This window comes from Streptomyces beigongshangae (genome assembly GCF_019710745.1).
Classification (GTDB): Bacteria; Actinomycetota; Actinomycetes; order Streptomycetales; family Streptomycetaceae; genus Streptomyces; species Streptomyces beigongshangae.
In genome coordinates this window covers 236,145-256,336 of record NZ_JAHKJW010000004.1, presented here as the reverse complement: position 1 = coordinate 256,336, position 20,192 = coordinate 236,145, and the positions used below count along the sequence as shown (strand labels likewise).

The window sequence follows — 20,192 nt, the reverse complement described above, 5'->3', positions numbered from 1 at the left end:
AGCAGTACCTCACGTACGTGGCGTCGGGGCCCTTCCAGTACGCGGTCGCCGAGGCGCCGGCGCTGCCGGACACGTACTTCGAGGCGTTCCGCGCGGACATGCCGGCCAAGCGGGACCTGCTGAGCGCGGGGCTCGCGGAGGCGGGCTTCGGGGTGTTCCGCCCGGCGGGCACGTACTTCGTCACCGCCGACATCCGCCCACTCGGCGAGAGCGACGGCGTGGAGTTCTGCCTCTCACTCCCGGAGCGCTGCGGCGTCGTGGCCGTCCCGACCGCGGTCTTCTACGACCACCGCGAGGCCGGGGCACCCTTCGTCCGCTTCGCGTTCTGCAAGCGGACGCCGGTGCTGGAGGAAGCGGCGGAACGCCTCCGCAAGGCGTTCGCGCACCGTCCGTAGCCCCGGGAAGCCGGGGCATTGGGTCCCCGGGGCACCGGGGCACCGGGGACCGGGAGACAGGAGTCGTCCGCGGCCACGCGGTGGAAGCACGGTCCGTCCCGCCCGGCAGCGACGGCCGGCAGCCCGTACCGGCTCCCCCCGCCCCGGCGGCCGGCCACCGGGGCCCCGCCGCCCCTGCTTCGGAGGACCCGCTTCCGCACCGTCGTCCACGGACGGGGTGCCGAGGCGTGCGTCCGGCGGCCGGGCCTCCCGTCCGGCGGCGCAAACGCTTGCTGCACTTGGCCGGATCGTTTCCCGTTCCGGCCGCGTCGTCCCGTCCGAGGGCCGGCCGCCACGCCCACGGGATTCTCGACGAACACACGTCGGACCATGGCGAACACACCTGTGCGGCAGCGGGAGGAGAACCGGTTCCATCCGGGTCCCGCCCCGCGCCCGGCGGAATCCCCGTTGGCCTGATCATCCCTGCCGACTCAAGCCGTGGCGCACTAGACTCGAACCGAATGATCACGGGGAGGCGTCAATTGCTGCGTGTCGCTCTGGTGAACATGCCATTTGCCGACTGGAATCGTCCGTCATTCGCTTTGGGGCAGTTGTCGACCCTCGTTCACCGGGAGTTCGACGACCAGGCGCGAGCGCACGTGTGCTATCTCAATCAGGACATGGCCGAGTTCTTCGGGACACGTCTGTACGAAGCCCTCTCGGTGAGTCACGATCACGTGGACACGGGAATCGGGGACTGGCTGTTCCGGCATATCGCCTTTCCCGGCGAGGCCGATACCGCCACCGAATACTTCCAGCGCTACTACCGGGGTGCCCGGTGGGCCGAATTCCGTGAGCAGATCCTGTCGGCGCGGGACGGGCTACGGGACTTCTGCGAGGAACTGATCGGCCGCCATCGGCTCGACGAGGCCGATGTCGTGGGGTTCAGCTCGATGTTCGCCCAGCATGTGCCGAGTATCGCCCTGGCGCGGCTGATCAAGGAGCGCAGCCCGCGGACGCTCGTCGTGCTCGGCGGGGCGAACTGTGAGGCACCCATGGGCTCGGTGGTCGCCGAGCATGTGCCGGCCGTCGACTTCGTGTTCTCCGGGCCCGCCCTGAACACCTTCGGTGAGTTCCTGCGGTGTGTCCTCGACGGGGAACCGGAGCGCGCCGACACCGTTCCCGGAATCCTTTCCGAGCGGAACTGCCGGGACCCGCGCTTCCGCGGGGCCGTCGGCGCGGAACGCGACATCGACGACTTCTTCCTGCCCGACTACGACAGTTTCTTCGATGCGCTGGACAACCATCCGGAACTGCGGCACACGGGGACCAGCAAACCCATGCTGTTCTTCGAGACGTCCCGCGGCTGCTGGTGGGGGCAGCGTTCGCACTGCACCTTCTGCGGACTGAACGGCGAAAGCATGGCTTTTCGGTCCATGGCTCCGGACCTGGCCGTCCGGCAGTTCGAGTGGCTTTTCGGCTTCGCGCCCGACTACACCTCACTCTTCTGCACGGACAATGTCATGCCGCGCAATTACTCGCGCGAGGTCTTTCCCCGGCTCGCCCCGCCGCCGGGGACCGAGATCTTCTACGAGGTCAAGCTTCCGCTGAGCCGTCAGGACCTGCGCGCCATGACGGACGCGGGCGTCACCGTCGTCCAGCCCGGCATCGAGGCGCTGTCCTCCTCGACGCTCAAACTGATGGGCAAGGGCACGACCGCGTTCCAGAACCTGCAGTTCCTCAAGAACTGCGAGGAGTTCGGGATCAAGCCCGAGTGGAACCTGCTGATCGGTTTCCCCGGCGAGGACCCGGAGGTCTACCGCAAGTACGCCGCGGAACTGCGCGACTTCGTCCACCTGGTGCCGCCGCACGGTGTGTACATGGTGCGCTTCGACCGCTTCAGTCCCTACTTCAAGCGGAGCGACGAGTACGGGCTCGACCTGAAGCCCGTGGACTACTACTCCCTCACGTACCCCTTCGACGAGTCGGCGCTGGCCGATCTCGCGTACTTCTTCGCCGACCAGAACCTGGCGCCGTACATGCTCGACGCGGTCGAGTGGCACGACGAGCTGAGCGCGCTGGTCGCCCGGTGGCGCGCGGCCTGGTACGGAAAGGACGGGGAAGGCGGGGAAGGCAAGGAGGACGGGGCGGTCCGTCGCGAGCTGAGGCTGGTCACCGGCGACGACGGCCGGCTCACGGTCCGGGACTCCCGCTCCGGGACCCTGCGGACGCACCCGGTCGACGCGGCGACCGGCCGGCTGCTGCGCCGGCTGTCCTCGCCGGCCAGGCCCGAACAGCTGGCCCGGGACTGGGCGGAGGGGCCGGACGACCTGCGGCGGCGCCTGGACACGCTCACCGGGCAGCGGTTCCTCTTCGCGGAGGGCGGCCGGGTCATGAGCCTGGTGCTGACCGGTGCGGACGGCGAGGTCGAGGAACCCGCCCGGCAGGAGCCCGCCGCGGTCGGCGCCCGGCGGCTGCTGCCGCTGCTGTCGCAGGCGCCGCGATGACGGCCGGGACGGGCTCGGCAACCGGGACCGGCCCGATGCTCCCGCTGGTCGTCGAGGGGCACGGGGAGCCGGCCGCCGGACCGCTGCGCGCCCGGCGGGAGGAACTCCGGGCCGCGCTGCGCGAACGCGGTGCGCTGCTGCTGCGCGGCTTCGGCGTCGGGGGCGCCGACGGCTTCGCGGACATCGTCCGCGCGCTCTCCGGCGAACCGCTGCCGTACACCGAGCGGTCCTCCCCCCGGAGCGTGATCAAGGGGAACGTCTACACGTCCACCGACTACCCGCCCACCGAAGAGATCTTCCTGCACAACGAGAACTCGTACCAGGCCGGCTGGCCGCTGACCCTGTACTTCCACTGCGTGCGCCCGCCGCTGACCCGGGGCGCCACCCCGCTGGCCGACACCCGGCGGGTGCTGGCCGCCGTCGACGACGAGGTGCGCCGGGAGTTCGACCGGCGCGGCTGGGCGGTCGTGCGCAACTACGGCGACCTGGTCGGACTGCCGTGGCAGGAGGCGTTCGCCACCGAGGACCACGCGGAGGTCGAGCGGTACTGCCGGGAGCGGGACGTCGAGGCACGGTGGCTGCCCGGCGGCGGGCTGCGCACCCGGGCGGTACGGAAGGCCGTGCACCGGCATCCGGTGACCGGCGAGCCGGTGTGGTTCAACCACGCGACGGTCTTCCACGTCACCACGCTGCCGGAGCCGGTCCGGTTCGGGCTGCTGGAGATGCTGGGCGAGGAGAACCTCCCCAGCCAGACCTACTACGGCGACGGCGGACCGATCCCGGACGCCGTCACGGACCATCTCCGGGCCTGCTACCGAGCCGCGGTCACCCGCTTCGACTACCGCGCGGACGACGTCCTGGTGATCGACAACATGCTGGTCTCGCACGGCCGCGAGCCGTTCACGGGGCCCCGCCGGATCGCGGTCGCCATGGCGGAGCCGTACACCCCCGACCGCTAGCCCAGAACGGAAGACCTCCGCATGTCCGCGCGTTCGCTCCGTTCCAACCGGGACTTCTCCGTCTTCTGGGCGGTCCAGGCGCTGTCCGAGGTGGGCAACGCCTTCTCGCTGGTGGCGCTCCCGCTGCTGGTGCTGCACACCACCGGCTCCGCGGCGCAGATGGGGTTGCTCACGGCCGTGGCCGGGGCCGCCTCGCTGCTCACCGGTCTGGTCGGCGGCGCCTGGGCCGACCGCTTCGACCGGCGGCGCCTGCTGATGCTGTGCGACGCCGCCCGGCTGGTGCTGTACGGCGCGGTCCCGGTCTGCTGGGCCCTGAGCCCGCAGATCTGGCTGCTGTACGTGGTCATGGCGTTGGCCTCGGTCTTCGAGATGCTGTTCAAGATCACATACGTCACCGCCGTGGTGAACCTCGTCGACAAGGAGCAGATCGTCGCGGCGAACGGCCGGCTGGAGGCGACGAACGCGATCGCGTACATCGCCGGCCCCGCCCTGGCCGGTGTGGTGGCCGGGTTCTTCGGGCCGACGGCCGCCGTCGCCATCAACGCCGGCAGCTTCGGGATCTCCCTGGTGGGCCTGGCGTTCGTCCGGCTCAGGCCCACCGCGCGGCCGCCGGCCGGCGAGGCCGGGAGCGAGGCGGCCCGGGAGCACGACCTGCGTTCCGGCTTCCGGGTCGGCGCCGCGTTCCTGTGGCGCACGCCGGTGCTGCGGGCGCTCACGGCGCTGCTGACCGTCACCACCTTCCTCAGCCTGGGCATGACCGACGTGTTCATCTACCACCTGCGGCACGGTCTGGGGCAGGACGAACGCACGGTGGGCTACGTCCTCGCGCTGGCCGGGTTCGGCACCTGCGTGGCGGCCGCCGCGACCGCCAGGTTGCGCCGCTCCTGGGGGTTCGGGCCCTGCTGGCTCGGCGCGATGGTTCTGTGCTCGGTGTCGGTGCTGGTGCTGGGTGTCGGCGACCGGGTGTCCGTGGCGGCCGTGACGATCTGCCTGTACTCCTTCGGCATGGCACTGGCGGGCGTCTGCTCGATGTCCCTGCGGCAGCAGGTCACGCCGGACCATCTGCTCGGCCGGGTCACCTCCGCGTTCTGGACGATCCACGGCAGCCTCGCGCCCCTCGGCGCGGCCCTGCTCACCGCCCTGGTCGGCCGGCTGGGGACCCGCGGACCGCTGACCGTGGTGGCCGTCGTCTTTCTCACCGTGGCCGTGGCCGCCGCCTTCACCCCCATCCGGCAGCGCCACCCGGAGCAGACCGCCGTACAGGGCCCGCCGACACGGCCCGCCGACGCGCCGCCACCGGCCGTGCCACCACCGGCCGCGCCACCACGAGAGGAGAGCCACGAGGATGACGCCGGAACCCGACGATGACGACCGGCTGTACAAGGTCGTGGTCAACCACGAGGAGCAGTACTCCGTCTGGCCCGCCGACCGGGACAACCCGGCCGGGTGGTCGGACGCGGGCAGGACCGGCCCGAAGTCCGACTGCCTCGCCCACATCGAGGACGTGTGGACCGACATGCGCCCGCTGAGCCTGCGCCGCCACCTGCGGACGGACGGACAGGACGCCCAGGACGGACCGGTGGCGGAGGGCGCCGACCGGACGGGCTGACTCCCGGTCCGTCACCGCGCCCGCCGTACCGCGAACCAGGGAAGGCCACCGTGCACGACGACCTGGAAACACGACCCACGGCCCGCTCGGCGGGGGCGCCCCGGCTGCCGCTCTCCCACGGCCAGGAAAGACTCTGGTACCTGGAGCAGATCGCCGTCGCCGCCCCGGTCCACCACGTGTCCGCCGCCACCCTCGTCGAGGGCCCGCTGGACGCCGGCCGGCTGGCGTCCGCCCTGCGGGACTGCGTCTGCCGCCACGAGCTGCTCCGCAGTACCTTCGACGACCACGGGGACGGGCCGCGCCGTACGGTCCGCGCGACGGCCGAGGTACCGCTGCGACGGCTGGACCGGCTGGACCGGCTGGATCTCGGGGACGGATCCGTGCCCGGGGCGGAGTTGCGCGGTGTGCTCGCCGAGGAGAGCGCCCGGCCCTTCGCCCTCGACCGCGGGCCCGCGCTGCGCGCCACCCTGGTACGCACCGGCGAGGAGCGGCACGTGCTGCTGCTCACGGCGCACCGCATCGTCGCCGACCGGGTCTCGCTCACGGTGCTGGAGCACGAACTGGCCTGCCGTTACGCGGCGCCGGACGGGGGTCCGGCGCCGCTCCCGCCCCCGGACGCGGACCGGGCGGCCCCGGAGCCGGAGCCCTCGGACGAGGAGCTGTCGTACTGGGAGCGGCGGTTGGCGGATCTCCCGCCGCTCGACCTGCCGCTGGACCGGACCCGGCCACGGAAGCCGACCCACCGGGCGACGGGCCGCGAACTGTTCCTCCGAGCCCGGCACGCCGAGGCCCTGCGGCGGCTCGCCCGCGAGGAGGGCGTACCGGTGCGGACGGTAGGGGCGGCCGCCTTCGCCGTGCTGCTGGCGCGCTGGACGGGCCGGCCCGACGTGGTGTTCGGCGTCCCCGTGGACCGCCGTGCGCCGGGGTCCGCGCGGACGGCGTTCGGGCCGTACGGGGATCTGCTCCCGCTGCGGGTCGATCTGACGGGCCGTCCCTCCTTGCGGGAGACGGTCCGTCGCGTCGCACGCGCCCGGGAGGAAACGGAGCGGCACTCCGGCGTCCCCTTCGGACGGCTCGTCCGGCTCTCGGGCCAGGAGTGGGACCTGAGCCGCCATCCGCTCTGTCAAGCGGTCCTCACCGTGCCGGACACGCGGCGTACGGGCTTCACCGTGGCGGGGCTCACCACGTCCGCACTCCCCGTGGACGACACGACCGTCCCCTACGACCTGCAGTGCACGGTGACCGATGCCGACGCCGACGCCGACGCCGACCGTACCGACACCGACGACGGGCGGGGCGGTCTCCGGGCCGAGCTGCGTCTCGCGTCCGACCTGTGGCTGCCGGAGTCGGCCGACCGCATGGTGACCGCCTTCCGCGCCCTGCTCACCGCCCTCGCCGAGACCCCCGACCGGCGGATCGGGGAGGTTCCGGTGCTGTCGCCCGGGGACCGGGCCCGGATAGACGCGTGGAACGCCACCGCCCGTCCCCTGCCCGAACCGGCCACCGTGGACGGCCTGTTCCTCGCGTGGGCGGACCGCACCCCGCGGGCCCCCGCCCTCACCGACCGCACCGGAACCTGGACGTACGCGCGGCTGCGGGAGCGGGCCGAGCGGGTCGCACGGACCCTGATCGCGGCCGGCGTCGCCCCGGACTCCGTCGTCGCCCTGCACATGCGACGCTCCGCCGACCTGGTCACGGCCATGCTCGGGGTGCTCCTGGCCGGTGGCGCCCCCCTCGTCCTCGATCCCGGCCACCCCGAGGAACGGCTGCGGTCCATGACCGACGACGCCGGGATCACCGCCGTCCTCGGCCGCGCCGAACCCCCCGGCTGGCTGCACGGCCTGGGCGTACCCGTACTGCGGCTCGCCGACGCGGAACACGACGGTGCGAAACGCGACGGCGACGGTACGGCCGGCCCGGAGCACGCCGGGCACCGCCCCGCCGATCCGCTTCCGCGGTCCCGCTCCCACCCCGTCGGGCTGGCCGCCGTGGTGCACACCTCCGGGTCTACCGGGCGGCCCAAGGCCGTCGGGATACCCCATCGGGCCGTCGTACGGCTGATCACCGCGACCGACTACGTGTCCATCGGCCCCGGCGACGTCCTGCTGCACCTCGGCGACCCGGCCTTCGACATCACCGCCTTCGAGGTGTGGGGGGCGCTGTGCAACGGCGCCCGGGTGGACGTGCTGCCCGGCGACGAACCCCTCGGGCCCGACGAGGTGCTGGCCGCGCTGCGTGAGCTGCGGCCGACGATCGTCGCCCTGACCGGCACCCTCTTCAACCGGGTGACCGACATCGACCCGGCGGCCTTCGGCGGACTGCGCCACCTCTTCGTCGTCGGGGAGGTGATGGACCCCCGCCGCACGCGCGCGGTGCTGCACGGCGGCGCGCCGCCCGGGCACCTGCACAACGGGTACGGCCCGAGCGAGAACGCGACGTTCTCCACGACCCACCTGGTGGACCGGCTGCCCGAGGACGCGTCGGGCGTGCCCATCGGCTCCGCTCTCACCAACACCACCCTGCACGTGCTGGACCAGGAGCTGGGACCCGTGCCGGTCGGGGTGACCGGCGAGTTGTACGTCGGCGGGCCGGGGGTCGCCCGGGGCTATCTGGGCCGACCGGGCCGCACCGCGGAGCGCTTCCTGCCGGATCCGTTCGCCCCCGAGCCGGGGGCGCTGATGTACCGCACCGGCGACCTGGTGCGAAGGCTCCCGGACGGGGCGCTGGACTTCCTCGGCCGGGCCGACCAGCAGGTGAAGATCCGTGGCTACCGCATAGAACCGGGAGAGGTCGAGGCGGCGCTGCTGGCCCGCGACGACGTGCGCGAGTGCGTCGTGCGGGCGGTCGACGTCGCCGGGGACCGGCGGCTCGTCGCCTACGTCGTCCCCGGGCCGGGGCACCGGCCGTCCCCGCCGGAGCTGCTGGGCGGGCTGCGGGACCGGCTGCCGTCGCACATGGTGCCCGGCCATGTCGTCCTGCTCGGCGAGCTGCCCACGACACCCAGCGGGAAGACCGACACCCGGGCGCTGCCCGGCATCGACGCGGGCGCGGCCGGACCGCCGGACGCCGGCACGGTGGCGCCGAGGACGGCGACGGAGCGCGCCCTGTGGGAGATCTGGGCGGACGCCCTGCGCGTGCGGTCCTTCGGGGTGCACGACAGCTTCTTCCTCATCGGCGGTCACTCGCTGCTGGCCTCGGTGGTGCGCGCTTCGATCCGCGAACTGCTCGGGGTGGCGCTGCCGCTGCGCACCCTGTTCGACGTGCCGACCCTGGCCGGTCTGGCCGTCGAGGTCGAGCGGGCCGCCGACGGGGCGGGCGCCGCACCGGCACCGGCGGCCGCGCGAGCGGACGAGGACGCCCAGGGCGGCCAGGACAGCCAGGACGACGAGGACTCGGAACGACTCGACGGCCTGGTGGCCGAACTGGAGCGGCTCGCCACGTCCCGGCGCGCCGAGGGACGAGCAGGGGGAGCCGCATGACGCGCACCACGAGGACGGCCGACACGACCGGTACGCCCGACGGCACTGGCACGACCGACACCACCGATGCGAACGGCGCCATCGATGCGAACGGCGCGAACGATGCGAACGGCGCGATCGACGCGGACCTGCGGGACAAAATCGAACGCCTCCCCGCCGGGCAGCGGGCCCTGCTGCGGCAGCGGCTGTGGGAGAAGGGCCTCCCGACCGGGCTGCCCGCCCTGGACGGCGACGGGGAGGCCCCCGCGTCCTTCACCCAGCGCCGGATGGCGTTCCTGTCCGGGCTGGATCCGGACAGCCCGGCCTACCACAGCCCCGTCGTGCACCGTCTCACCGGACCGCTGGACGACACCGCCCTCGAAGCCGCCCTCAACGACCTGCTGCGCCACCACGCCGTCCTGCGCACCGTCCTGCCGGTCCGGGACGGCCGTACCGTGCAGCGGGTCCTGCCGTACCGGCACCGGGCGCTGCCCGTCGTCGACCTGTCCGCGCTGCCCGGGGACGACCGGCGGGCGGAGGCCGAGCGGCTCGCGCGGGCGGACGCCGGGGAGCGGTTCGACCTGGCCCGGGGACCGCTGCTGCGGTTCCGGCTGCTGCGCCTCGCCGCCGACGACGCGGTCCTGGTGCTCACCTTCCACCACGCGGTCGTCGACGGCTGGTCGCTGGACGTCCTCCTGCGCGACCTGGGCGCCGCGTACGGGGCGCGTCTGGAGGGGCGGGCGCCCGAACCGCCCGTCCAGCCGGTGCAGTACGCCGAGTACGCCCGCTGGCAGCACGAGTGGGCCGAGGGCGCCGAGGCCGCCGACCAGCTGGACTACTGGGAACGCCGGCTGGCCGGCGCCCCGGACCCGATGCCGCTGCCCGCCGACCGTCCCCGTCCCGAGCGCCCCGGGGGGCGCGCCGGGTCCACGGTGTTCACCGTTCCCGCGCCCGTGACCGACGAGTTGCGGAGGATCTCCGCGCGCACCGGCAGCACCCTGTTCATGGTGCTGCTCGCGGCGTTCCAGATCGTGCTCGCCCGGTACGGCGGCCACGACGACGTGGTGGTCGGCACCCCCGTCGCCAACCGGCGCTACCGCGGTTTCCACGGGCTGGTCGGCTTCTTCGCCAACTCGGTCCCGTTGCGCTCGCGGGTGGTGCCGGGGGCGTCCTTCGAGGACTTCCTCGCCGAGGTCCGCACGACGTGCCTGGAGGCGTACGAGAACCAGGACGTGCCCCTCGACCTGGTCGCCCGGCGGCTGCATCCGGAGCGCAGCCCCGGCCGGAACCCGATCTACCAGGTCAACCTCACCCTGCACAACACGCCGTCACGTCCGGTCCGCACCCTGCCGGGCGGGATCGACCTCCTCCCGCTGGACCACCTGGACCACGACGCCGCCCGCTTCGACCTCGACCTGAACGTCTGGGAGACCGGCGCCGGACTGGAGGCCCGGCTCATCCACGCCGCGGACCTGTTCGACACGGCGACCGGTGAGCGGCTCGCCCGCTCGCTGGGTGTCCTGCTCGACGCCGTGGCCGCCGCCCCCGGCGCACGGATCGGTGAACTGCCGCTGCTGACCGCCGAGGACAGGGAGCGGGTCCTGCGCGAGGGGCACGGCGCCGCCCCGGAGCGCCCCGAGGACGTGCGCGTGGAGCGGCTCTTCGCCGAGCGGGCACGCACCGCCCCCGACGCGGTGGCCGTGTCGGCGCAGGGCCGCGCCGACCTGACCTACCGGGACCTCGACCGCCGCGCCAACGGCCTCGCCCACCGGCTGCGCGGTCTCGGCGCCGGTCCCGGCCGCGTGGTCGCGGTGCTGCTGCCCCGTACGCCCGAGGCGCTGGTCGCGCTGCTCGCCGTGCTGAAGAGCGGCGCCGCGTACGTGGCGCTCGACCCGGCCCATCCGCGGGCCCGGCGCGCTCACGTGCTGCACGACAGCGGGGCGATGCTGCTGGTCACCGACGCACGGCCGGAGAACCCCGCCGTCCCGGACACCCCGAACGCCCCCACAACCCCGAACGCCCCGGACACCCCCGTCGCCCCGGACGCCCCGGCCGTCCCGGTCGTCGTGGTGGACCCGGACCGGGTGGCCGAGGAGGCGACCGGGGCCCCGCCGGAGGGCGCCGGCGGGCCCGACGACCTGATGTACCTGATGTACACCTCCGGCTCGACCGGCGGGCCCAAGGGCGCCATGCTCTCCCACCGCCAGGTCGCCAACTACCTGCTGTGGGCGGTGGAGACGTACCTGCCGCCCGGGACGGACGGCGCCGTCCCCGTGCACTCCTCGCTCTCCTTCGACCTGACCGTGACGAGCCTCTTCGCCCCGCTGCTGGCCGGCCGGCGCCTGCTGCTCGCCGACGACGACCCGGGCACGCCCGGCGAGGCCCTGCGCGCCTCGGCCGAGGCGGACACCGGCCTCGCCTTCGTCAAGCTCACACCCTCGCACCTGAGGATGCTGGAGGACTCCACGGCCCCCGCGCGTGCCGGGGCGTGGACCCGCGCCCTGGTCGTCGGCGGCGAGGAACTGCGCGAGGAGCAGCTCACGGTCTGGCGCACGGGGGCCGGAGCGCCCCGGATCGTCAACGAGTACGGTCCGACGGAGACCGCCGTGGCCTGCGCCGCGTACGACAGCGCGCACCCGGCCGGCGGCTTCGGCCGGGTGCCGATCGGCGGGCCCCTGCACCACGTGCGGCTGTACGTGCTCGACGAGGCGATGAACCCGGTGCCCCCGGGCGCGCCCGGGGAGCTGCACGTCGGCGGGGCGGGCGTCTGCCACGGCTACTGGAACCGCCCCGGCCTGACGGCGGAGCGCTTCGTCCCCGACCCCTTCGGCGGCGAGCCGGGCGGGCGTCTGTACCGGACCGGTGACCGGGTGCGCCGGACGGCCTCCGGGGACCTGGAGTACCTGGGCCGCCTCGACGACCAGGTGAAGATCCGCGGTCACCGGGTCGAGCCGCAGGAGGTGGCCGCCGCGCTGGCCCGGGACCCGGCGGTCCGGGAGGCCGCCGTGATCGCGTACGGCACCGACCCCGGGTCCCGGCAGCTGGCCGCCTTCGTCAGCCCCGCCCTCGATCCCGGCCCCGGTCCCGACCCCGGCCCCGGTCCCGGCGGGGCGTCGGACGCGGCGTCGGACCCGGCGTCGGACGCGGCGGCCGAGACGGACTGGGTGGACCGCTGGCGGACGCTGTACGAGGACACCTACGGCCGCGCGGAGCGCCCCGCCGACCCCTCGTTCGACCTGGCCGGCTGGACCAGCAGCTACACCGGCGAGCCGATCGGGGCCGACGCGATGCGCGAGTGGCTCGACGCCACGGTCGACCGCATACGCGCGCTGCGGCCGGGCCGGGCCCTGGAGATCGGCTGCGGCACCGGCCTGATCCTCGCCCGGATCGCCCCCGACTGCGAGTTCTACCAGGGCGTGGACCTGTCCGAGCAGGTCGTCGAACGGCTGCGGCGCGAGATCGGCACCACCCTCGTCCCCGGGCGGACCGGGCTGCGGGCCGGTCCCGCCCACCTCGCGATCCGCCCGGGCGAGACGTACGACACCGTGATCCTGAACTCCGTGGTCCAGTACTTCCCGTCCGTGGACTACCTGCTGGCGGTCCTGGAGCAGGTAGTCGACGCGATGCCCGCCGGCGGCCGGATATTCCTGGGCGACCTGCGCAACCTCGCGCTCCTGGAGACCTTCCACGCCTCGGTCGCCGCCCACCGGGCGAAGCCGGGCACGCCCGACGCCGTCCTGCGCGCCGAGACCGCCTGGCGCGTGGAGACCGAGAACGAGCTCTGCCTCGACCCCCGGTTCTTCGGCGGACTGACCGCACGGTGGCCGCGGATCGGCTCGGCGAGGGTCCTGCCGAAGCGGGGAACGGCCGACAGCGAACTGACCCGGTACCGCTACGACGTCGTCCTCACCGTCACCGGCGAGCGCACGGCGGACGACGGTCCCGGAGCGGCGTCACCGCCGGAGCGGGACTGGCGGGCGGAGGGGCTGAAAACCGACGGCCTGGACGCCGACGGCCTCGACGCCGACGGTCTGGACGCGCTGCTCCGCACCGGACGCCCCGACCGGCTCGTGCTGCGCGGCATCCCCGACGCCCGGCTGGCGCAGGACCTGCGGCTGCTGGCCCGGCTCTCCGGCACGGCACCGGACGCCGTACGGCCGGGCGCCGTCCCGGAGGAGCTGTGCCGGCTGGCCGGACGCCACGGGTACGAGGCCGAACCGAGCTGGGCCGAGGGACGGCCCGACGGCTCCTACGACCTGCTGCTGCACCGCCGGGGAACGCCGCCGCCGGCGCTGCCGCCGGTCGTCGCCGCCGGATGGCCGCATCGGCTCGCCACCGCGCCGCTGTGGCGCCCCGCGGCCCTCGCCGCACTGCCCGGGATCGGGTCCCGGCTCGCCGAACGCCTGCCCGGTCCCCTGCTCCCCGCCCGCTACGTCGTGCTGCGCCGGATCCCGCTCAACGCCAACGGCAAGGTCGACCGCGCCGCGCTCACGGACCTGCTGCCGGCCACCGAGGACGAGGCCGGTCCCGGGGACCCCGGGACGCGGCCGGAGGCCGAACTCACCCCCACGCAACGGCGGACGGCCGCCATCTGGAGCGAACTGCTCGGCCGCGACGGCATCCGTGCCGAGGACGACTTCTTCGACCTCGGCGGGCATTCCCTGCTCACCTTCCGGCTCGTGTTCCGGCTGCGGGAGGAGTTCGAGGTGGAGGTCCCGATCCGCGGGCCGTTCGACGCCTCGACGCTCGGCGCGCTGGCCGCCCTCGTCGACGGCCTGGTCGCCGAGAAGAACCGACCCGTGCTGCCCGCGCTCGTCCCCGCCGAACGGGACGGCACCGTACCGGCCTCCTTCGCCCAGGAACGCCTGTGGTTCCTCCACCAGATGGAGCCGGGCACGGCCCGGTACAACTTCCCGCTCTTCGTCCGGCTGACGGGCGAACTCGACGTCGGCCTGCTGCGCCGGTCGCTGGCGGAGATCGTACGGCGGCACGAGGTGCTCAGGACCGTGCTCACCGCCCGTGACGGGCAGCCGTTCCAGACCGTCCTGCCCGCCGGGCCGCCCGAGCTCCCGCTCACCGACCTGGCCTCCGACCCGCCCGAACTGCGGGAACAGCGGGCACGGCAACTGGCCAGGGAGCAGTACGCCGAACCCTTCGACCTGGCCACCGGGCCCGTCCTGCGGGCCGGGCTGCTCCGGCTGGACGCGACGGACCACGTACTGCTGCTGACGGCCCACCATGTGACGGTGGACGGCTGGTCGGCCGCCGTCCTGCTGGACGAACTGGCCGAGCTGTACACGGCGGGCCGCGCGCACCGGGCGCCCCGCCTGCCCGAACTGCCCGTGCAGTACGCGGACTACGCGATCTGGCAGCGCCGGCTCGCCGGGGCCGGCCACTTCGACCGGCTGGTGGAGCACTGGACGGCACGCCTGAGGGGCATCCTCGACCTGCCGGGGCTGCCCCTGGACCGGCCGCGCCCGGCGCACCCCGAGAACCGGGGCGAGAGCCTGCGCTTCCGGATCCCCGCACCGGTCGCGGACGGGGTGCGCGCGCTGTGCCGGGAGGAGGACGGCACCCTGTTCATGGCGCTGCTCGTCGCCCTGTACGCGGTGGTGAACCGGCGGACCGGGGAGACCGATCTCGTGGTGGGCTCGGACGTCGCCGGCCGTTCCGACAGCAGGACCGAACCGCTGATCGGCTTCTTCGTCAACCAGATCGTGCTGCGCGCCGACCTCACCGGCGCCCCGACCTGGCGCGACCTGCTGGGCCGCACCAAGGACGTGGCACTGGACGCCTACGCGCACCAGGACCTGCCGTTCGAGGAGATCGTCAAGGCCCTCAGCCCGCCCCGCACCCGCAACCAGAGCCCGCTCTTCCAGATCAAGCTGGTGCTCAACAGCAACCGGCGGGCCGCCGACACCATGGACGGCCTGCGGCTGAGCCCGTTCACGGTGGACCTCATCGACACCAGCCGCTTCGACATCACCCTCGTCCTGGAGGAGGACGACGACGGGATCGCCGGGTTCCTCAACTACGACCCCGACCTCTTCGACGCGTCGACCATGGAGGAACTGCGCGAGCAGTACGCCGCGCTGGTCGCGGACATGGCCGCCCGGCCGGACGCCTCGATCGCCGACGCGCCCCTGCCCGCGACGGCCCCCACGGCCCGTCCCGCGCCCGGCCGGACCGGGCGCCGCGGCCCCGGGTCCCTGCGCGGGATCAAGCCCACGAAGGTGGCCGTGGCCGCGGACGACATGGTCGTACGGGAGCCGTTGCGGAACGGCGCCGATCTGCCGCTCGTGCTGCGCCCGGCCCGCCCCGACGTCGACCTGACGGCCTGGGCCCGCTCGCACCGCACCCGGCTCGACACCGAGCTGGAACGGCACGGCGCCCTGCTGTTCCGGGGCTTCGCCGTCACCGACCCGGACGCCCTGGAACGCTTCGCCTCCGTGTTCGTCGACGACCTCTTCGGCGAGAACGGCGAGCACCCGCGCGCCGCCCTCGGCGGCAACGTCTACACGCCGGTGTTCTTCCCGCCGGAGGAGAAGCTGCTCTGGCACAACGAGAACTCCTTCAACGACGAGGGCCCGGCCCGCATCTGGTTCTGCTGCGTCCGCCCGGCCGACTCCGGCGGCGAGACGCCCCTGGCCGACAGCCGCGCCGTGTACCGGAAGCTGGACCCGGCGGTGCGCGAGGAGTTCACCGCCAAGGGGGTCAGGTACGTCCGCAACTACGGCACCGGGCTCGGCCTCGACTGGCGGGACGTCTTCCGGACCGGGGACCGGGCCGCGGTCGAGGCCCGCTGCGCCCGGCAGGGACTGCGCCACGAGTGGCACGGCGACCGGTTGCGCACCACGGCCGTACGGCCCGCCGTGCTGCGCCACCCGCGCACCGGCGAGTGGTCCTGGTTCAACCAGGCCCAGCACTGGCACACCGCCTGCCTCTCCGCGGAGGTACGGGAGTCGCTGCTGTCCACCATGGCCCCGGCCGACCTCCCGCGCAGCTGCCGGTTCGGCGACGGCACCGAGATACCCGACGCGACGATGCACGAGATCCTGCGGGTCTACCGGGAGCTGGAGGTCGCCTTCCCCTGGGAGCGCGGTGACGTGATGCTGCTGGACAACATCCTCACCGCCCACGCCCGCAACCCCTTCCGCGGCGAGCGCGAACTCCTCGTCGCCATGGGCGACATGGTGAGCTACCGGTGACGGCGGAGACGGGTACGGAGACGGAGCGGGAGCGGCAGGCGGAAGGGGTGCGGCAGGTGGAGGGGTTCCGGCTGTCGTTCCGGCAGCGGCGGCTGTGGGAACTCGCCGAACGCGGCGTGCCGTCCTGGGCGCAGGTGCTCGTCACCCTCGACGGCGAACTGGACACGGACCGGCTCACGGCCGCGCTGCACGACACGGTCGCCCGGCACGAGATCCTCCGCTCGGTCCACCGGCGGGTGCCGGGCGCCCGCACCGCGCTGCTCGTCGTCCACGACGCGGACCGTGCGGGCCCGCACTGGTCCCACGAGGAACTGGGCCACCTGGCGGAGACGGCGCGCCGCCACAGGATCGACGAGGAGGTCCGCGCCCGGCGGAAACTGCCGCACGGCGGACCGGACGACCCGGTACTGCGGGCCGCCCTCTTCGCCCTCGGCCCCCGCCGCCACGCGCTGCTGCTCACCGTCACCGCCCTGGCCGCGGACGGCCGCACGCTGCGGCTGCTCGTCGACGAGCTGGCCGCGCGGTACGCGGGCACACCGCCCACCGACGAGGTGCTGCAGTACAGCCAGTTCACCGAGTGGCAGCACCAGGAGTTCGGCGAGGAACCACCGCACCCGGCGCCGGACGACCCCGCCCCGCGGCTGTCCGTGCCGCTGCGCCGGACTCCCGGCCCCGGCCGGCCGGAGCGCCGTACCGTCACCGCGCCCCTGCCGGACGCCGTCACGTCGGCCGTCCACTCCTACGCGCGGCGGCGGCGCGTACGGCCGGGGGCCGTGCTGCTCGCCTGCTGGCAGACGCTGCTGGCCAGGGTCGGCGGACAGCACGACCTCACCGTCGACGCGCTGCTGGACGGCCGGGACTTCGAGGAGACGGCCACCGCCCTCGGCCCCTTCGCCCAGTGGGCGCGGATCAGCGCGCGGATCGACCCCGGTCTGGTCCTCGACGCCCTCGCCGCCCGCGCGGAACGCGCCCTGTCCGACGCGGAGGAGGCCCGGCAGGACGCCCCGTACGCCCCGTACGCCCCGTACGCCGGCGCCGCGGAGCAGACAGGACGCGACATCGGCTTCGACATCGGCTTCGGCTTCGGCTTCGGCTGCGCGGACGTCCCGGCACCGCGGCGCGCCGGCGGCGTCACCTTCGCCGTGGCCTGGGACGACGTCGAGACCGAGCCCCACGCCCTGCGGCTGACCTGCGCCCTGGGCGCGACGGAGGGCCGCACGACCTGGCACTACGACGGCCGGCAGTTCGACGACGCGTACGTCCGGGTGCTCGCCGACCAGTACGCCGTCCTGCTCGCCGGGCTGCTGGCCGCGCCCGCCGAACCCGTGCGCGGGGTACGCCTGCCTCCGGCGGCCGGCGCCGCCCGGCCGCGGACCCGCCTCCCGGAACCGGCGGACGACCGGTGTCTGCACGGCCTCGTCGAGCGGCAGGCCCGCCGGACCCCGGACGCCCTCGCCGTCGTGGCCGGAACCGACCGGCTGACCTTCCGGGAACTGGACACACTGGCGGACCGGTGGAGCGGCGTGCTGCGTGCCCGGGGCGTCCGCGTCGAGACCCCGGTGGCGGTGCGGGCGGCCCCCTCGGCCGCGCTGGTCGTGGCCCTGCTGGCGGTGCTCAAGGCCGGAGGGGCGTATGTGCCGCTCGATCCGCAGCTCCCGCCCCTGCGGACCCGGGAACTGCTGGAGCGGGCCGGCTGCCGCACGCTGCTCACCGACCGCCCGGACGAGGCGGTGGCGGTGGAGCTGGCGGCCGAGGGCGTCGCGTGCGTCGACCTGCGCGACCTGCGCGACCTGCCGCCCGCCGGTACGGACGCGGGGGCCGGCCCCGGACCCGGACCCGGACCCGGACAACCGGGCGAGGCGGACCCGGACCACCTGGCGTACATCATGTTCACCTCCGGCTCCTCCGGCACGCCGAAGGGGGTGATGCTGCCCCACCGGGCGGTGTGCGACTACCTGCTGTGGAGCGCCCGGACGTACGTCGCCCCGAGCACCGTCCGCGACGACGGCGAAGGCGGAGAGGGCGGAGAAGACGGCGGGGGCGGCGCGATGGCGCACTCCTCGATCGGCTTCGACCTCACCGTGACGAGCCTGTTCCTGCCCCTGGTCACCGGTCGTCCCGTCCTCCTCGACCCCGCCTGGCGGGACGCCCTCGCCCTTTCCGCGGACCTGGCCGGCCGGACCGGCCTGGACCTGCTCAAGCTGACCCCGTCGCACCTGAAGGTGGTCGACCGGTTCGTGGAGCCGCGGGACCTCGCCGGCACCACCGGCGCCCTCGTCCTCGGCGGCGAGGCCCTCGACAGGAGCACGGTCGACACCTGGACGGCACACGCCCCGGGCACGCGGATCTTCAACGAGTACGGGCCGACCGAGACCGCCGTCGGCGTGTGCGTGCACGAGGTGGGGGCGCACGACGGCCCCGGCCCCGTCCCCATCGGCCGGCCCGTGGACCACGCCGAGGTCCTCGTCCTGGACGAGGACCTCACCCCCGTGCCGGTGGGTGTGCCGGGTGAGATCCACATAGGCGGCACGAGCCTCGCCCGCGGGTACCTGGGCGACCCGGCCGCCACCGCCGAACGGTTCGTACCGCATCCCTTCTCACCGGAACCCGGCCGCCGCCTGTACCGCTCGGGCGACCTCGCCTGCGTCGGCCCGGACGGCCTGATCCGGTACCTGGGGCGGGTGGACGACCAGATCAAGGTCAATGGGGTACGGGTGGAGCCCGGGGAGATCCGGGCCGCGCTGCTGCGGCACCCCGGTGTGCGGGACGCCGCCGTCGTCCTGGTCGCGGACGAGGCGCGCGGCGACCACCTGGCCGCCTGTGTCGTCGCCGAAGATGCCGACGATGCCGACGATGCCGACGCCACGACGCCGCAGGCCCTGCGCGCCCATCTGGCCGAGCTGCTGCCGGCCGAGCTGCTGCCGACCGCGTACGCCACGGCCGGAGCGCTGCCCCTCACGTCGAACGGCAAGGTGGACCAGGCCGCGGTGCGCTCCCTCGTCCGGACCGGCGGCGCCGGGTCCCCGGTCCCGTCGGCGGGCCCGCCCGGCACACCGCCGACCGACCCGGCGGAGGCCGCCGTGGCCCGGGTCTTCGAGGAACTGCTCGGCGTCGCCCCCGTCGGCGCGGACGACGACTTCTTCACGCTCGGCGGCCACTCCCTGCTGGCCGTACGACTGATCGCACGGCTCAACGGGGAGTTCGACGCCGAGCTCCCGGTCCCCGTGCTCTTCTCGCAACCGGAGGCGGCACCGGGTCATGGGGCGGGGCGGGAGCGGCCCGGAAGAACGGCCACACCCAGGCGCCTGGCCCGCCTCCTCACAGCGCGCGACGCCGTCCCGCGCGCCCTTCCGGACGACCTCGTGGCCCTGCGGCCCCGGGGCGAGGGCACCCCGCTGTTCTGCGTCCACCCGGCGGGCGGCGAGGCCACCGGCTTCCGTCATCTCGCCGACCGCCCCGAGCTGCGCGGCCCGCTGTACGCCCTCCAGACACCGGCGGACGGCGCCGGCCACGAGGACCGGAGCGTCGAGGAGCTGGCCGCCCGCTATCTGGCGGCCGTACGCGCGGTGGCGCCGACCGGCCCGTATCGGCTGCTGGGCTGGTCCATGGGCGGACTGGTGGCCTTCGAGATGGCCCGGCTGCTCGAACTGCGGGGTGAGCGACCGGAGATGGTCTTCCTGGTCGAGAGCTACCTCTCCGCACAGCTCCCGGAGCCCGACGAGCCCGACGAGCCCGACGAGGACGACGACCGGGAGAAACCTGATCCCGCGGCGGCGGAGCAGGACGTGAGCCCCGCCGAGTCGCTCCGCCTCGACCTCCGGCGACGCACCAACCAGGCCCACCTGCGGGCCGCCCGGGCCTACCGCCCGTCGCCGTACACGGGCCCGGTCACCCTCGTCCAGGCCGACAAACAGGAAGAGGACTTCCGCCGCGCCGCGCTCCGTTCCTGGTCCCGCGTCTGCGCCCCCGCCCGGCTGACCCACCACGTCCTGGAAGGAGACCACCTCACCCTGTTCGAGCCGCCGTACGTCACCGAACTGGCCCGCCTGATCGACGGGATGACGCGGTAGCCCACCG

General features: G+C 74.4%; 8 protein-coding genes. All 8 read left to right on the top strand.

Annotated elements, in window-relative coordinates; translation table 11 throughout:
* Window positions 1-395 (top strand): aminotransferase class I/II-fold pyridoxal phosphate-dependent enzyme (locus tag KM933_RS05110; RefSeq protein ID WP_221348567.1); only part of this gene is annotated, 395 nt, incomplete at its 5' end.
* Window positions 396-895: 500 nt separating this feature from the next.
* Window positions 896-2,881, top strand: coding sequence for a RiPP maturation radical SAM C-methyltransferase (locus KM933_RS05105; protein WP_260333044.1), 1,986 nt, complete (start codon window positions 896-898; stop codon window positions 2,879-2,881).
* Entirely contained in the window at window positions 2,878-3,840 is a 963-nt protein-coding gene (locus KM933_RS05100) for a TauD/TfdA family dioxygenase (RefSeq protein ID WP_430727281.1), read from the top strand. Before KM933_RS05105 ends, KM933_RS05100 begins: the two co-directional genes overlap by 4 nt.
* 21 nt (window positions 3,841-3,861) lie before the next feature.
* Window positions 3,862-5,208, top strand: a complete 1,347-nt coding sequence (locus KM933_RS05095) for an MFS transporter (protein ID WP_221348565.1) — start codon at window positions 3,862-3,864, stop codon at window positions 5,206-5,208.
* Window positions 5,186-5,449, top strand: a complete 264-nt coding sequence (locus tag KM933_RS05090) for an MbtH family protein (RefSeq protein WP_221348564.1) — start codon at window positions 5,186-5,188, stop codon at window positions 5,447-5,449. The genes KM933_RS05095 and KM933_RS05090 overlap by 23 nt, the downstream gene beginning before the upstream one ends.
* Before the next feature lie 50 nt (window positions 5,450-5,499).
* The gene (locus tag KM933_RS05085; protein ID WP_221348563.1) at window positions 5,500-8,928 is read left to right on the top strand and encodes a non-ribosomal peptide synthetase; all 3,429 of its coding nucleotides are present in this window, start codon (window positions 5,500-5,502) and stop codon (window positions 8,926-8,928) included.
* The gene (locus KM933_RS05080) at window positions 8,925-16,115 is read left to right on the top strand and encodes a non-ribosomal peptide synthetase (protein WP_221348562.1); all 7,191 of its coding nucleotides are present in this window, start codon (window positions 8,925-8,927) and stop codon (window positions 16,113-16,115) included. Before KM933_RS05085 ends, KM933_RS05080 begins: the two co-directional genes overlap by 4 nt.
* On the top strand, window positions 16,112-20,185 hold the full coding sequence (locus KM933_RS05075; RefSeq protein WP_221348561.1) for a non-ribosomal peptide synthetase: 4,074 nt from the start codon (window positions 16,112-16,114) through the stop codon (window positions 20,183-20,185). The genes KM933_RS05080 and KM933_RS05075 overlap by 4 nt, the downstream gene beginning before the upstream one ends.
* Window positions 20,186-20,192: the final 7 nt, after the last annotated feature.